General features: G+C 38.8%; 15 protein-coding genes. 3 read left to right on the top strand and 12 right to left on the bottom strand.

The features are described 5' to 3' along the window. The first annotated feature begins 217 nt into the window (after positions 1-217). Positions 218-1750 carry an MFS transporter gene (locus tag IGI49_RS00635; protein WP_429963028.1) on the top strand — a complete coding sequence of 511 codons (1533 nt, stop codon included), beginning with the start codon at positions 218-220 and terminating at the stop codon, positions 1748-1750. Between the two features lie 130 nt (positions 1751-1880). Here the strand turns inward: IGI49_RS00635 and IGI49_RS00630 are convergent, their stop codons facing one another. The 12 genes from IGI49_RS00630 to IGI49_RS00575 all read right to left on the bottom strand — a co-directional run bounded on the left by IGI49_RS00630 (position 1881) and on the right by IGI49_RS00575 (position 15728). Beyond that, positions 1881-2585 (bottom strand): helix-turn-helix domain-containing protein, encoded by a 705-nt coding sequence (locus tag IGI49_RS00630; protein ID WP_429963027.1) that lies wholly within the window; start codon positions 2583-2585, stop codon positions 1881-1883. A gap of 26 nt (positions 2586-2611) precedes the next feature. Beyond that, on the bottom strand, positions 2612-2842 hold the full coding sequence (locus tag IGI49_RS00625) for a hypothetical protein (protein WP_429963026.1): 231 nt from the start codon (positions 2840-2842) through the stop codon (positions 2612-2614). A 67-nt stretch (positions 2843-2909) separates the two neighbouring features. Beyond that, complete coding sequence (locus IGI49_RS00620; RefSeq protein ID WP_429963025.1) at positions 2910-7394, bottom strand: WxL domain-containing protein; 4485 nt, start codon at positions 7392-7394, stop codon at positions 2910-2912. Continuing rightward, complete coding sequence (locus tag IGI49_RS00615) at positions 7378-7704, bottom strand: hypothetical protein (protein ID WP_429963024.1); 327 nt, start codon at positions 7702-7704, stop codon at positions 7378-7380. Before IGI49_RS00615 ends, IGI49_RS00620 begins: the two co-directional genes overlap by 17 nt. Before the next feature lie 35 nt (positions 7705-7739). Next, the gene (locus IGI49_RS00610) at positions 7740-8813 is read right to left on the bottom strand and encodes a DUF916 and DUF3324 domain-containing protein (protein ID WP_429963023.1); all 1074 of its coding nucleotides are present in this window, start codon (positions 8811-8813) and stop codon (positions 7740-7742) included. 66 nt (positions 8814-8879) lie between these two features. Beyond that, a complete protein-coding gene (locus tag IGI49_RS00605) occupies positions 8880-9524 on the bottom strand; it encodes a WxL domain-containing protein (RefSeq protein ID WP_429963022.1) in 645 nt (214 codons plus the stop codon). 277 nt (positions 9525-9801) lie between these two features. Continuing rightward, a complete protein-coding gene (locus IGI49_RS00600; RefSeq protein ID WP_429963021.1) occupies positions 9802-10662 on the bottom strand; it encodes a sensor histidine kinase in 861 nt (286 codons plus the stop codon). Positions 10663-11059: 397 nt separating this feature from the next. Beyond that, the gene (locus IGI49_RS00595; protein WP_429963020.1) at positions 11060-11803 is read right to left on the bottom strand and encodes a LytR/AlgR family response regulator transcription factor; all 744 of its coding nucleotides are present in this window, start codon (positions 11801-11803) and stop codon (positions 11060-11062) included. Between the two features lie 276 nt (positions 11804-12079). Beyond that, positions 12080-13087 carry a lipoate--protein ligase gene (locus IGI49_RS00590; protein ID WP_429963019.1) on the bottom strand — a complete coding sequence of 336 codons (1008 nt, stop codon included), beginning with the start codon at positions 13085-13087 and terminating at the stop codon, positions 12080-12082. A gap of 11 nt (positions 13088-13098) precedes the next feature. Further along, entirely contained in the window at positions 13099-13836 is a 738-nt protein-coding gene (locus IGI49_RS00585) for an MBL fold metallo-hydrolase (protein WP_429963018.1), read from the bottom strand. Next, a complete protein-coding gene (locus tag IGI49_RS00580; protein WP_429963017.1) occupies positions 13833-14618 on the bottom strand; it encodes a DUF975 family protein in 786 nt (261 codons plus the stop codon). The genes IGI49_RS00585 and IGI49_RS00580 overlap by 4 nt, the downstream gene beginning before the upstream one ends. A 30-nt stretch (positions 14619-14648) precedes the next feature. Then, positions 14649-15728: a M42 family metallopeptidase gene (locus tag IGI49_RS00575; RefSeq protein ID WP_429963016.1), complete on the bottom strand. Its 1080-nt coding sequence runs from the start codon at positions 15726-15728 to the stop codon at positions 14649-14651. A 133-nt stretch (positions 15729-15861) separates the two neighbouring features. Here IGI49_RS00575 and IGI49_RS00570 point away from each other — a divergent pair, with 133 nt between their 5' ends. Next, positions 15862-16275 (top strand): NUDIX domain-containing protein, encoded by a 414-nt coding sequence (locus IGI49_RS00570; protein WP_429963015.1) that lies wholly within the window; start codon positions 15862-15864, stop codon positions 16273-16275. A 76-nt stretch (positions 16276-16351) separates the two neighbouring features. Then, complete coding sequence (locus IGI49_RS00565) at positions 16352-16624, top strand: hypothetical protein (protein ID WP_429963014.1); 273 nt, start codon at positions 16352-16354, stop codon at positions 16622-16624. Positions 16625-16641: the final 17 nt, after the last annotated feature.

The following is a 16641-nucleotide window of genomic DNA, read 5'->3' as shown; positions in this document are numbered from 1 at the left end:
TACTATTAATGTAGCTATCATTCTAAAATAAAAAGACTAATGAAAGATGAGGTATTATTTTATGTCCCAAAGAAATAGCGGACAATCTAGCAAATTATTCTCTTTCCAAACTCGACACACCTCTGTGCTCATTACAATAATGACCGTTATTTTAATTTTATTTTCTTTTATTTTTTTCCAAATCGGAAAAGAACTTAAAAAAACAGATGTTATGGAGATGAAAAACGACTGGGTCTTTTTTGTTGAAAATCACTCCGATCAGCAGCTATTTGGTGAAAATACCCGCCGCATTGAATTTGTAGATCCGAACGAATCTTTAATTATGCAGCAATCCTTGCGACAACCCATAACAAATCCAGAACTAATTCTACGTGCCAATCACCAGTGGGTCACAGTATTGTTAGACAACCAAATCATCTACCAATACCAAGAAACTGCAAAGCAAGAAAATCCGGGCTTGCTGTTTACCAAAATTACTCTACCTAAGGATTATTACCAAAAACCCTTACGAATTGTTACAAAAAGTCCTTTCAAGTATTATGCTGGATTACCTGCTCAAGTCTTTCTAGGTGAAGCGGATGAAATAGCTCACTTTTTTCTAATGCATTCCGTACCGCAAATGATTATATTGTTCATTTGTTTGGGTATTAGTCTTTCGGCTGTTGTCATGTTGGTCTCTCGAAAAAAATTGAACAAACAACGAATCGCCTTAACCGGACTTTTATGTGCTTTCTCCTTATTAGTCGGAATCCAGTCTTCGGTAAACAATCTTTCAACCGGCACTTTATTCGCTCCAGATAAGCTGTCTCTGTGGTATAGTTTGACATCTATTCTGATTCCAATTGCTTTGACCAGCTATTATTGGCTAAGAAACACACTGTATCGTAAATGGTACTTGCCAGTGATTATTATCGAGTACTCACTGCTGGCGACCACCATCTTCAGTTTAATCACACAGCAAATACCTTTACCCATGATTCTGCAGGTAGCCAGTGGTTTAAACGTATTTCTGACCTTGTACACCGCAATGATCTCACTACTAGAAGCAGCCTCTGACAATCGCTTCTATGTCATTTGTTCACCAGGGATTGTGATGGCCGCAGTTATCCACTGCTTCTTTTACATTCAATTATTCATTGGTGCAGCCAATCTAATTATCGATTGGCCGATGATTTTATTTACAGCTCTAGCTGTTTTGATTTGCGGGTATCATTTTGGGGAAGAATATGCCGCCTTGTCCAAACACAAAAAAGAGGCACAAGCTTCAGCAATTCGCTCGGCTTCCTTTGATCAAAAGCTGGAGAGCTTAACCCTTTATTTCAGCTCTCTGATTCACAAAAAAAACCAAGAACAAACGCAGCCAATCAATCTCACACTGAGTATTTTAGAAGAACATTACCAGGAGGCTTTCAAAAAGCTGAATGGAAAACTAACCTGTACCTTCAGCCTGCAAAAGAAAAATCAGCTATTAGAAGAAGAACTGCTGCAGCTTTTGATTCAAGTCTTTGAAAAATTATTGGTTTTAAAACAGCACATTGGCTGTGACGCAACGCTGCATATTACTCAAAAAGACGATCAGTTGATTATCGAAAGCCAAATGGAGCCTTACAGCAGGCCGACCTTTGATCAAACCATTCAGGAGGATTTAAGTTTTTACCGGCAAGAATTACAGGACTTGGTTGGAAAGAAACGCGGTCGCTATGAGCGTTTGGAGCATCAAATGATTATACGATTATCTCAGATAACCTGATTCGTAGTGATACTTCAATAGCTTATCCAAATTAAAAAGCAGAAAAACCACACACCTCATTCTATGGTTTTTCTGCTTTTTTTACTGTAAATTGCTTAATAGTCCTGCTGCATATGAAAAAATTGAACTGCTATTTTTGCTGTTGCAGCAGCTCGGAAAGCGTTGGATTTAACTGGTACCCCTTGCCCCAGCTTGTAGTAATCATTTCTTCGTTTATTCCAACATCTTTCAGCTTTTTCTTTAATTTATTAATGGTGTATGACAGCTGACTCAACCTAGACTGTGTACATTCCGAATTCCAAACTAATTCGCATAGACGGTTTCTAGTAATAAATATTCCTTCATTTTTCAGAAAAGCATCCATGATCCTCTTCTCTGTTTTTGTCCAATGCAATTGAAAAAAGAGATTTTCCTTTTCTAATTGTGATAGACAAGGTTTGCTGGTTGTTCTTCTTTTATGTACCATTTCTTTACTTGCCAGCACCATTTTATCTCGAATTTCTTCTATATTACTAATGTTTAGGAGCCAATTGCTAATTCCCTGCATTTCCCACTCTGATGCTTTTTGCTTTGTTGGTTGCTGACTAACCTTTCTGATAATTGTCAGAGGAAGCGAATCCAACTCTTCAATAATTGATTTAGTTTGTTCATCAGAGATCGTTTCGCTAATAAATACGTACTCAAAAAAGTGGAATAATTGCTTACCTGTGCCATGAAAATTGAGCTCGTGATTTAGTTGACTTGTACAAAATACTTCGTGCCCTAAAAGCTTCAGGTTTTTTTCAAACGACTGTTCGGCATAAGGACAGCTGGATAACAGAATGACTTGACTCATCTTCTCACCTTCTTATTTTTGCTTGATTAGATTTTTTCCAAAATGCTTATTTGATCTTGAATATCCATATAGAAATAAACTGACAGTATGATGCATAACGCTGAAATGATTAATAAGGAGACATTTAAACTTAATGACCAGCGACTTCTTTTTTGTTGCTTGATTAGCTGCATATCCTTAATCAGAAATATAAAAAAGCTTAGTAAAGCAATCATGCCAATAACAGCTAATATAATCATCCATCCATATCTTTCCACGCTATTTCCTCCTTTATTCTAAAAGCGGGAAGAAAAGAGGATCTCGTCGCTCTTTTCTTCCATAAACTTATGGTAAAGTATCCATTGTCCAGGTTACCTTTCCACGGTATTCTCTAGTTGCCTGAGCAGTTCCTCCAAGAACCTTCAATTGGACCGAGTTTCGATCAATCGTGTACTTGAATTTCCCTTGGGCTGAGGCACTGTTAGGACTTTTCCATAGTTCGACGCTTGTGTTACTTGGTAGTACTTCATATCCAGAATTACCAACATTAAAGGTGCTGGATACGTCCTCGGGCCAAGTTGCTCCACCATCAGACGATCTCGACAACTTTTTACCAACGATTAATGCAGCATTAGTTAGTTCAAGATTGCTGCCATCAAAAGTTGTAATTGAACTTAACTTAGCTGAAAGTACCCAATTGTTGACCATTCCAATATTTTCAATTTCCATGTTAAACGAACCACTTGTTGAAGCTAATGGATTCGTTGTATCCACATCACTGCGGGTTAAGCTGCCAAAGTTGAATTCTGGTACATTTTCAAAGTAATAGCCTGGCATACGCGTCAATGTTGTCACTGTATTTGCTGTTGACCAATCTGACCATTTGTTGCTTTCATTTTTCATTCGGTATTTTACATAATAAACTGTGTTTTCTTTCAAATTTTTCAGTTTAAATTCAACCGATTTCGTTATCAGATCGATCGCTGGTGCACTGTTCAACGACGGATTTGTTCCCGTAGAATTGTAGACAAGCGTTCTAAAATCATTGGCATTTCCGGTTAAACTAATTGCCACCTCAGCGTTGTCATTCGCACGAGTAGGATCAGGATGAGCAGGGCTCATAACATCCACATTATAGCTTCCGCTTACAGTCGCTTTTGCGGTGTTCACTGTTATTGGTCGCTCGGTTGCTGATGCAGTTGGTGTATTCACCGTGAGTGTCGTGCAGAAAACAGTTTCTGGTGAATCTACAGCTACTTCCTCATAATCTGGTACAGTTAATCGACCTTTGTATTTCGTACCTGGTGCTAAACCGGAAATAGTTCGAGCACCGTTGTAATTGATGTTGCTAGCAGTACCATCGACACCAGTTACGCGGTCATGAACTAAGTCTGTGTACACTGTAGTTGCGGAAAGCCAATTAGTTTCTGAAGCTTTCATCATCTTGAATTGACCATTCGCCCAAGTTGCAGAAATGTCCCCGTAATATTTAGAAGCATGTAATTGTACAAACGTTGGTCCTACTATAGCATTTTCTGCTTGTGGAATAGTTGGTCCATTAATTCGCAATTGAATCCCCTGTGTACTAATTATCCCTTCACATTCTGTCCAATTAGACCATACTTCGGTTTGCACCTCTTCTTGTGGGAAATTGCCTATCCCGTTCTCTATTTTATAACGAACATCGTACACCGTTTTAGATGATAAACCCTTTAGTCTAAAAGTAACCCGCTTACGAGAAGAAAAATCAAAGTTGAGATCATGAACACGTACGGTTTGCCACTGAGATGTTCCATTCTTTCTAATTTGAACTTCAATGTCATTAGGATAAGCCGGATTTTCTCTTTCTTGAGTTGCAGCTGCGTAAAAACCGCTTAGAACAGCTTCAGCATTTGTCGCATTAGTTGGCTTCACTGTACTGGTTGTTGTCAGTACAGTAGGAATAGTTGGTGTGACAAAGCTGGTCCATTCAGAGTAAGTATCGCTAGTTGGTGTCTCTGGTCCTGGTTTTTTTAAAACAGCACGTGCGCGATATTTTGCTCCAGCTCTAAGACCAGATATTGTTAACTTACCATAAGTTCCACCAATTGTTCCTGGATGCGTTAAATTTTCAGCCTTCGTAATGATCATACCTGCTCCGCTTTCGGATGAATATTCAATTCTTCCCCGAGAAGGAGAAACATTTCCTCGATATTCACTATTACCAACTACTGCACTGATAACTGGAGTAGCAGTATTGGAGACTTTCAATTCGCTAATTTTAGGTTGTACTACTTCTAAAGGAATAACAGCCATAGAAACTATATTATTTGTCTGTTTCGGATCAGACCATACTTCATTGGCAGAACCATTATTTTTTCCATTCTCTACTTTGTACCTAACATTGTATGCTGCTCCAGCTTTTAAACCATTTACTTTAAAAGTAATACGTTTATTTCCAAAATCGATATTTCGATCTTCTTCTCGAAGGTTAACGTTTACCCATGAACTCGTACCCACTTCTTGAATCTCAACTTTAATTTTATTCTTGTCTGGATGAGCAGCTCGCTCACGCATGTTAGTTGCTGCTTGATAAAATCCTTTGAAAGTTGCAGAACCGTAACCGTTTGTTGCAGTAGTTGGCTCTTGTTTTCCAGTAAGTTCTAGATCTGTCAATATAGTTGGCGTGACAAAATCATCGGTCCATTCAGACCAAGCTGGCACATTATTTGAAGCCATAATACTGGTTCTTGCTCGATATTTTGATCCAGGATATAGATTAGTGAGTTCTACTGTTCCATAGTTTCCATTAGAGTATGGAAGATTGGTTGCCTTCTGAGATTCCATTCCAGTTCCAGATTCATTTGAATATTGGATGAACCCTTGATTTGGTAGAACCGTACCCGTATAGGTATTGTTACCAGCAGTAGCACTAACAGAAGTTATATTCGTTACGTTAGGTGGCTCGATTGTTACAGGAATCCCCTTTGTTGTGAAATTTCGCGACTCTGAATCTGCCGACCAATTATTACTAGCATTTCTCACTTTATAACGGACAAAATATTTAGTATTAGCATTAAGTTTAGATAATGTAAAGGATACCTGTTTGTTTCCAGGATTGATAATTGGATTTGTAGTTGCTGGTGTTGTTCCAGTATTAATTACGTTCCAATTAGAATTGTTGGTACTAATCGATACTTCTACTTGTGAAGGATGCGCGGCTACATTCCCAACATTATAAGTTGCTACCACATTTGCCGTAGCATTGTTGTTAACAGTGGGAGTACCCAAAGCCGAAATTCCCGGTTGATTAACAGTATTTGGGGTATAAAAGTAGCTGCTTAATCCTGAATATCTATCTATGCGGTCATAGTCTTTTAATACCACTCTTCCCTTATATCTAGTTCCTGGTGTCAGTCCTGTAATTGTTGCTCCCCTATAGTTTCCACCAGTAGAAGTATCATGATTCAAATTGGTTATTTTTGTCTCATAATTACTACCCTCGTTAGAAGTGATCTGAACTAACCCATCATTCGCATCTTGAGATATGTCTCCATCGTAAGAGCTCCCATTCATACTAATTGATGTTGTTGTGGCACTGCTTTGTACGAATCCTGGTACCCTAATGTTGGTCAATGGTGTTGGCGGTTCCGTTCTGAAATGATAGGATCTTTCCTGATTCATATTTGTTAAACCTGAAAAACTCATATGTTGAGCCCACTCAGTTGTTTCATCACGATTCCTAATATAAACCATCCAAACATAGTAATCAGTATTAGGTGTCAGCCCTGTAATAGCTACCTCCTCTCTACTATGATATGCATTAGTTATTGTTCCTCCCGTATGAGGAATATTCACTATTCTTAAAGCATTTTGCTTTACAATAGCCCATGGTCCGCGATTAATTTGCGGATGTGTGCCATTTATATTCCTTATAAATTCAGGGTCTGTATGAACAACCGCATAAACCGGATGCGCTCGATTTGAAACACTCGTTACTGAAGATTGAAAAGAAATTTTTCCACTTTCTTTAGTTACTTCCCGGATGCGAACATAGTTCAAGTAATCATTATCTATATTTCCATGATGGTCAAATGAACTAGAGAACAAAGAAATCCCTCTGTCTAACCTAAAAAAGTGTTGCATTTCTTCTGAATCTTTTTTATCTAAAGCCTTAGTTGATTTAGTATTTTGTTCTAGCTTGTTTTTAATAAAATACTGGGCTTTATGAACATCAATAGCTCGCAAATCATCATTTTCATACCTCTTGACTTCATAATCCAGTAATAAACGATACTCTGCTGATTCATCAGCATCACTGGAAAATCCAAAAGGAACTTCTTCTTTGTTTAAAGAATATTCTTGATTTTCATTCAGTGTAATCTTATCGACCGTTTCCCACTCGCTATCCGCAAGCCTTTTTTGCAAAATCGTCGCTTTCAAAAGTGTCTTTGAATAAACATTATCTTCAACAATTGATTCAGCTGTGATTTTACCCTCGATAAGGAACTGTTCATCTAGCTTTTGCTCATCAAGCTTAATCACTGGATGTGGAGAGTCCGCTTTATTCTCATCATTCAACATTCGTTCGTCATACTCTTTTTCGACTTCTGTTGGAATGACGGGGGCTTTCTCAATCACATTTTCTGTAGTACTTTCTATAGTGCTCTCTACTGTTTCTGAATCAGAAGAGACCGATTCCTTCAGATTCTCACTGGTTGATTCACTGACAGTCTCTTGAGTAAAACTTTCTTCAACCGTCGTGGCTACAGCTAGCATTGGGCTCAAACTTTGAAGCAGCAAGCCGCTGACCAGCAGATAATTGATTAGTTTTTTAGTTGCTGGCTTCATAAGTCTGATCCTTCCTTTCCTTACCTAATACAAAAAGAAGAACGGTAACGCCCAGTGTCAAGCAGCCTAAACAAGAAAGAAGCTGACTATAGCTTTCACCTGTGACCGGCAATCGTTTTCCACTTGTAGCAATGGATGAGTGGTCGCTTGGATTCTTCTGAATAACATCTCCCCCGCCGTCAACTACAGGAGGCGAAGTTTGAGTAATGGTAACCTTAATCTTGGTCTCTGCGCTGGTTGCTGCCTCTGCAGGCAGATTAATTGCCAGCATAAAAGTCAAAAGACTGAAGAGCCCAAGACACTTGATCACTTTTTTATCATAAGTTCACCTTCCTTTCTATGAACTTATCTTGCTTCCCATTTTTTTCTACGAAGATACAGACAGCCAATATTCATGAGGGTCAGTATTCCTAGCGCCATAACTACCAGTGGTGCCCACTTAGGATAGGTTAAGGTGTAAACCGCTTCTTCATTCATCTTTTGAGCTGTTTCTTTATTGATGCTAAATTCCTCTTCCCATGACCAGCTATGTGGACCGGAGAAAGCTTTGATAGATAGAACATAGTCTCCTTGCTCAATCGGATCCAAACCCCAAGTTGTTGAAAAATCGAATTGTGAGTTTGGTGCCATCCGCATACCCGTTGCTTTACGTTCTCGGAGTACTTCTTTTTCGCCCTTTTTACGTAACGCTGTCTGGACTTCCAGTTCGTTCAAAATTTGACTTTCTGGATTTTGGAGACGAGCTTGAATCACTCGTTTTCCTTGATCAACGGTTGGCTTCACACGGATCAGATTTAAAGACGAGCCATTTTCATAGTCGTCCTCCTCTGACATAGCCACTAACCCCACCCGATAACCAAAGGAAGAACCAATACCCTTTTCCTCAGTCTCATCTGTAGCACTCATGGCACAAATAGCCCCTATCTTCACTCCTTCAAAAGCTTCAGCGGGCGGATTGATGGTGATTGTCACGTCTTTTGTTTCAAACTCTTTGACAGTGACTTCCTTAGGCTCTACACTAGCTAATTCCTCAATCGGCTGAACCAGTGTCTCATCCTTGATGATGTCCTCATGGTCATAATCAATCGTTCCCTCGGAGGTTGTATACGCATTTTTGATATAAAGCTTTACTTTTTCTTCTGCTTTTTGAGTGCTTTTTACCTTTAAAGTCAATTTTTGCGGTTCTTGCGGAGCTACCTTTATAAAGAAGAAACTTTTGGTTGGATCTAGCTGAGTAGTCGGTTTAACCGCCTCTACAGTAAAGCCCACCTTTCCCTTTTCTTCTTTTTCAGGTATCTCTTCACTAGCAAATGCTCGGTTACAAGATAAAAAGAATAGGCTTACTATAAGGAAAAGACTAGTAACTAATTTAAATGAAGGATGTCTGACGAATTTTTCATGATTTTTCTGCCTGCTCATAGTGTTTCTCCTAACTAAAAAGGGAGAGAAGAGAATTGTCCCTTCTCTCCTTATTCTTTAGAATGATTAAATCGTATCAGATAAAGTCCAAGTTACATTTCCCTCGAAGGTATCACTTGGGTGATCTGTATCTGCTGCTGCAAGGTTCAATTCCATTGCTTGAATAGGAACAGCAAAGCCTTGACGTGTACCTGTAGAGCTTTGAGCAATTTCTAAAGATGCACCACCTAGTGGAAGCGTCACTGAAGCCGTTTCAGTAACACCAGCTGCTACACCACCTAAGTTGGATGAAGTCGGTTCTAATGGTTCTGTCCAATCTAAAGTATCCCCTACACTTACTTTAATAGATCCAGTACTAATTGTTGCACTTGTTGAAGCTAGTGCAGATGCTTTTGCTGATAATTTCCAGTCTGTTCCTGAAGTTCCTGGACGAATATCTCGCAATGCTACATAGCGGTTTGATAAAGTAACATTTGATGTTACAGCTTCACCTGCGGTATGAGTCTCAAAGTCTACTAGAGCTGGTACATAACGTAGAGACAAGTCATCGCCATCTTCTGGAATCACAATATGTCCATCTGCATCGAAGCTTACTTTTACAGGTGTATCAGCTGTATCTGCTGCAAAAGCGCCAATACCACCTACACAAATGCCTCCCATCATTGCCGTGCTAGCTAACCCGACTAAAACTTTTTGCTTTAAATTTTTCATCTCTTTTTCTCTCCTTTTTCTTTTATAGTTTGAGATGTATATCGAATCCGAATAACCAGATTGATACCGAAAATGACCAGCTTACTCTTTTAAGAAAGATCTATCATAAAATATAATGGAAAGTTCCAACGGCCTATTACAAAGATCATTTTTTAAACAAATCCATGATAAAAATTTGTTTTAATAAAGGAATAAACAAATAGCCGCGTTACATGTATTACTGTAACACGGCCATTTATTTATTTTATCTATTTGTAAAAAAATGACTTTTTTCTCGTCATATGTGGTCTTCGAACAACAGCACCTCAATTGAGAATTGTTTGTCCTCCCATTTATAGGTAAGCTCCCCATTGTAGTTGTCAACTACAGCTCGCATACTCTTCAATCCTAAACCATGATCCCCTGATTTTTTTCTTGTATCTAGCGAATGGTGTAAACCATCCGTACTATTTTTACAGTGAACGAATAAACAATGTCTTTTCAAAAATACTTCCAAAAAAATAAAGGCTCCATCCTCACAATAGCCACAGGCTTCGATCGCATTATCTAAGATATTTGATAAAACATTAATGAGATCATTGTCCGCAATTGCTAATTCAGAGGGAATCACTATCTCTACCGAACAATCAATCTCCCTTTCTTTTGCTAGACCAATTTTATCCGCAACAATAAGATTTACCAATTTGTTTGAAGTAAAGAAGGTTTTTTCATAAGTAACGGATTTCTGAACTAAGGTTGTCAGCAGTCCTCCAAGTTTTTCATACTGCTGTTCTTGATAGTAAGCTTGTATTCCCAGCAACTGATTTTTCATATCATGCTTAAGCATACGTACTTCTTCCTGATGCTGCTCAACCTTTTGATAATATTGATTTTCCAAAACGAGTTTCTTTTCATTCAACTGATGTTGGTAATTTTGTTCATGCACTTTCTCGATCACCTTAAAAGAGAAGTAGTACATGATTAACAAAATCATATGAGAGCTTACTAAAAATTTATCCGTACTAAACAACACGTAACTAGAAATAGTAAAACAAACTAACACAATCGCAATATAAAGAAAGGCAACATGAGCTGGCAGTGAGTGGTGCCTCTTTGATTTTCTATTCATCAGAAAAACAATTGGCAAAATAAGCAGCATTACCAGCTCCCCTGCGTACCAATCTGTTTGTAATAATAGAGCTATTTCCTCAGAATTTTTTATTGAAATCACTATGAGCCACAGCACAGATTCTGCGAAGACAAAAAAGAACTGCATGAGAAAACAAATAAATAGCTTCTTATACCATTCGCCATAAAAAAATAAGCTAAAAATCCCGTAATATAAACAGAGAAGCAAAAAGAGAACAATAAGTCGTAAGTAGCCTGTCAGTATAGAATTAAGCTGCTCATTCAAATACGAGACAAGCATTATGGTCAGGAATAAAAAAAAGAGGGTCGTCCTCTTTTTCCCTGAAGGCTTAACCTCCAAAAAAGTCGAATGAAGCAGATAAGTATTCATAAAAAAAAGCGTTGTAAAAACAAAGTAAGAGAAAAACCTAGCTAGCATTCCCCTCACCACCCTTAAATGACGTATTTCCCATCATTCGAAGATAGTTTCGATACTGCTTTAAAAACGACGAACGCAGTCTCTTGCTGATAGGCAGTCTGTTTTTATTCTTCATAACCACTATTTTTTCTTCCAAAACATCGATATAATTCATGTTCAATAAATAGGACTGATGGATTCGGGCAAATGTACTTAAATCAAGTTTTTCCTCGGCCTCCTTTAATGTCCCATAGTACTCGTGACACTCTTTGTCTGTAGTAAAAACACGGATTTTTCTCCCTGTACTCTCAAGATACTCAATTTGAGTTATGGGCAGTGTTTTTAATTGCTTGCGAACGACGAAGTGGAACAGTTTTCTTTGCTTCATAAAAAATTTTTCTGCAGATAATAAAATGGACGAAAACTTTTCCTTATTCAACGGCTTTATCACATAATGAAAGGCCGTCACATCAAAGGCCTCCAAGACCCATTCCTTATGACTTGTTACAAATATAATTAATGCATCCAAGTCTAGCTCTCGGATTTTTTTGGCTGTATCTACTCCATTGGTTCCCCGCATTTCGATATCCAATAAATAAATCTGGAAATAACTAGCATGCCTTTGAATATAAGCAAGAAGCTCGTCTCCAGAGGTAAATACTTCAGACGTACATGTTTTTTGAAATAAATCCTCCAAACATTGTTCGATTTGATCACAAAAGAAAAGATCATCATCACAAATGGCAATATTCATACCAACTCCCCCTCAATAATTATATTATCATATAAAATTTAACCATACGATAAGAATAAGATTATTTTTTAAACAAAAGCATATTTATCGATGAAAAAAAACCTAATTACACCGTTTTTGCATTAATTTTGATTACAAAAATATCTTTTGTGTCAAAGAGTTACCTGACGATGCTTAAGAATCTTTATCATAATTTATATTAAGTAAAGGCGATCAAAAGAACAAAAAAAAGCAGTAAGCCGCCTAAAACTAAGCGATTTGCTGCTCCTTCTTCTCTTAATAGAGTAATGATAAAAATTCCTCTTTAGTGACGTTGCCAAAATAATGCGTCAGATCAATTTGATCCACTACCTCTTCCAACGCAGCTTTCTCATATCTTGTACCAACCAATTGATCTTCTACGTCCTTAATTTCCCCTAGACCAAAGAAATCACCGAAGATTTTTGCTTCTTTGATTTCACCTTCAGCTACATTCAAACGGACCTCAATGGAACCAATTGCGAAGCGTTGGCGACGTTCTAAGTCAAACTCTGGAGAACGACCATAGTTCCAATCCCAGTTTCGGTAATACTCGTCAGAGATTTGATTGATCGCTTTCCAGTCCTCATCGTTCAATTCATGCGTCTTCACCTGGTCGACACTGTCCACACCAAAAATCTGTAACAGAATCGCTTGGCGGAATTCCTCAGTCGTCATATCTTGTTTATCATCCGGCAGGAACGGCTTGATGTTGGTAACACGAGAACGTATGGATTTAATCCCTTTTGATTCGATCTTGTCTTTACGAACCTTCAGAGCATTAACGACTTCATCGACATTACTGTCAAACATCAAAGTTCCGTGAGCAAACATCCGACCATTGGTTGAGTACATTGCATTCCCAGAAAACTTCTTATCCTCAATGACCAAATCGTTGCGGCCCTTCAACTCAGCGCCCTGAACGCCTAATTTATGCAAAGCTTCTACGATTGGTTCAGTCAGCTTCTTGAAGTCTCGGAAGGAATTGCCGTCATCTGGCATAATGAAGCTGAAGTTCAAATTCCCAGTATCATGATAAACCGCTCCCCCGCCACTTAATCGACGGACAACCTTAATCCCCTGCTCTTCCACATATTCTTTGTTAATTTCTTCAATCGTATTTTGGTTGCGCCCGATGATAATAGAGGGCTCATTGATATAAAACAATAGAATTGGCTCATCCAATGGCATATTGCGTAATAGATAGGTTTCAATGGCAAGGTTTACTCGTGGATCACGTTCTTGATCGTTTGGCACGTAAAGCATTCAATCATCTCCTAAATAATAAATTGTTTATGCGGTGCTGCCAGCTCCACTGGAATTTCGCCGCTGGCCGCTTGAGCCTGCTGACGCAATTCCTTTAAATCCCCCTGCTGCGGCAAGTGAGTCAACACTAATTTTTTCACAGCAGCATTTTTAGCAAAAGTTCCCGATTCCTGCGCAGTGAAATGCGCCTTATGATGCTCATTTCCGTTAAACAAATACGTATCTGCTAAGAACAAATCAGCATCCTTAGCAAACTCATTAAAGCCTTCCAAGTAGCCGGAGTCCCCAGTAAAGACGAAGACTTTCCCCGTTTCATCCTCAACAAAACGCATCGCATAGCAAGGAACCGGATGAATAGTTTTCATAAAAGTAATAATAAATGGTCCTACCTTTAAGTCTTCTGCTTCAAAGTATGGACGACCTTCCGTTACCCCTTCCATCGTTAGATCATTAAAATGAAAGTCATCTTCTGTATGACCGTAAATTGGTAAAATCGGTTTTGGTACTTGGGTTGGGTAAAGCTGCCAATAATACTGTAGCACACCCAAATCCGCAATATGATCATGATGGTAATGGGTTAAAATCACTGCATCCAACGCTAATGGGTCCAGTTCTTTTTCCAGTTCAACTAAGGTTGCACTCCCTGCATCCAGCAGCAAATTAAAATCACCGCTTTGCAGCAAGTAGCTAGTGGTGCCTTGTCCCTCATAAGGATACGCACCTAGACAGCCTAAGACCGTCAATTTCATGCCATCGTCTCCTTTGTTTCCAATTTTTCTTTTAGTGCTTGATCATAAAAAGCTGCTGTCGCTGCATTTGAATAAGCAACTGCCCAGAATAAAGGAATTACAAACAATAGGGCACCTAAAGCGTACCAGCCAATAAAGGAAAGCTCTAGTAATATATACTGCCCCCAACGATCCTTGATCAAATCCCAAGCTTTTTTGATACAGTCAGTTGCACTTAACTCAGGATAATCAAATCTCAAATAAGCAGCAAAGCGGAATAAACCACCGATGATACCTGTCACAAAGAAGAAAAGAACCAAAGTAACGAGGAACAACAAAACAAAACCTGCACTAGCTAACTGTCCTAAGCTAAAATAATCGACGCTTCCTGCACCAATAACTAAACTGAAATAGAAGGCCAAGCCGCCCTGTAAGATTAACGGAATGAAAATAATGAATCCTAATACATATTGTACAATCAAGTAAATGACATTAATAATCAGGATTGGCAGATAATACTTCCCTTGGAAAACCACAAATATTTGCCCAATATCCGCACGACCGCCACGAACCACAAATAAACCGACATAATAAATCGCGTAAGAAAAAGCAAACAAGACAAAGGTACTGATTAAAAATGACATCACCGATTGAACTGACCCGTTGTTAACCACACCTGTTACTTGTCCAATTGCCATACCCAATAGTGTGCTAAGAAAGATAAATCCAGCATTCATTCCCCACTGACCTTTCAACCTCTCTTTAGCAATTTTACGATAATCACTAATCTTCAATTTTTCCATTTTATACCTCTTTCATTTTTCATTTCTATTTTAATAGTCTCTCAAACTAGCTAAAGCATCGTTGTCTAAGCGAGCCACTACCTCTGTTACTAATCGAACCGTATTCAAATAATCATCCTCATGAATGATCGTATTATGAGAATGCAGGTAACGCACTGGTACAGTAATCGCCAAAGATGGCACGCCATCACGCGTTAAATGCATTTGGCCTGCATCTGTTCCACCACCAGCAATCACGGTGTATTGGAATGGAATCTCTAATTCCTCCGCTACCTTGATTACAAAGTTCAATAAACGTTTGTGAGGAATCATGGAAGCATCATAAATTAAAATTTGCGGACCCTTGCCTAAAACCGAATCTGCTTCCTTCGGCGTCATGCCTGGAGTATCCCCAGCTGTTCCGGTATCCAAAGCAAAAGCCACATCTGGATTTACTAAATGAGTGCTAGTGCGCGCACCACGTAATCCAACCTCTTCCTGCACATCACTTCCAGCAAATAATACATTGTGATGTTCACGTTTTGATAAGTTTTCTAACACACGTAAAGCTACAGCAGTTCCAACCCGATTATCCCAAGCCTTAGCCAACAAGAATTTAGTTTTATTCATGCGCTTGTATTCTGTATAAGGAGTTACCATATCGCCAGGACGAATTCCCCATTCTTTGGCCTCTTCCTCACTGGAAGCACCAATGTCAATAAACATATCTTTAATTTCATAAGGCTTTTTACGCGCTTCTGGTGACAAAACATGGGGTGGTTTTGAGCCAATTACGCCATGAATAATTTCGCCATCCATTGTTTTGATTTCTACCTGCTGTGCCAGCATCACCTGATTCCACCAGCCGCCAATCGTTTGAAACTCTAAAAAGCCTTTTTCTGTAATTTTCGTAACCATAAATCCAACTTCATCCATGTGTCCAGAAATGAATACCTTTGGACCGCCGCCAGCACCATGTTTAGCCACGACACTACCTAAGCCGTCAAAAAAGATATCATCTGCAAAATCCTTAGCATATGCTTTGAAGACTTCTCTTACCTCATCTTCATTTCCAGCAATCCCTCGGGCTGAAGTCAAATCAATTAGTAGTTGTTCTTCCTTTTGATCCACAATACATCCTCCTCATTCTTACAAGTACATGAAAATTTGATGCGTGTTTTCATACTTCCAAGTATACCATTGTCAAAAAACTTTGCGTAGTCTAGATGTTTTTTCTTGGTATAATATATCCGAGGTGAAGAAAATGGCACGATTATTAGCTGTAGAATTGACCATGATGGTTATGATTGAAAATACACTGGGACAAGTCCTTGTTCAGGATCGCCAGAAAAAAGATTGGCCCGGCTGGACGTTTCCTGGCGGCCATGTAGAAGAAAACGAAAGTGTTCAACTGGCGGCCATTCGCGAAATCCAAGAAGAAACGGGCTTAGTTATTGATCCGGTTTTAATGGGGACTGCCGAATGGAATCATCTTGCCAGAAAAGAGCGGGAGCTGGCATTTTTATATACTGCCACAACCGCAGATGAACCTCACAATGACAGCCATCTTTTCTGGGTGAACAAAGGAGAATTACAGACACAGCGCCTAGCTGGAACCTTGAATAACTTATTGCCTGTATTTTTTGGTGAGCTTCACCATTATTATCAAGAAGATTAAGTTTAACTTGAAGAAATAGTGTATTATATCTGGCGAATTATTGGTAAAATAAGGAAAAATGGAAAGAAGGTAAACGATGCGCGGAGTAACCTCTAACGACCAACGAGTCTATCGCTACGAATCTCCTTTTTTACTACAGGGAGAAAATGACTTGTCCTTAAGTGAACTTAGAAATATCTTTATTCGACAACTAACAGGCAATCCTCAAGCAAAATATGTTGCCAACAACTATGCTCTAGAAAAACACAAACGGACGATTTCAGTTTGGCGCAAAGATGGCAAAGTCCTTTCCGACGATGAACAGGCTCGAATTGATCAGGTGCTGCCAAGAATTTTCGAGACACATTAAAAAAGATACCTCCATGA

The organism is Enterococcus sp. AZ071 (assembly GCF_050499065.1).
In the GTDB taxonomy this organism is placed as follows: Bacteria; Bacillota; Bacilli; order Lactobacillales; family Enterococcaceae; genus Enterococcus_A; species Enterococcus_A ferrettii.
The sequence above is the reverse complement of the archived record's forward strand: the minus strand, read 5'-3'. Positions and strand labels throughout refer to the sequence as shown.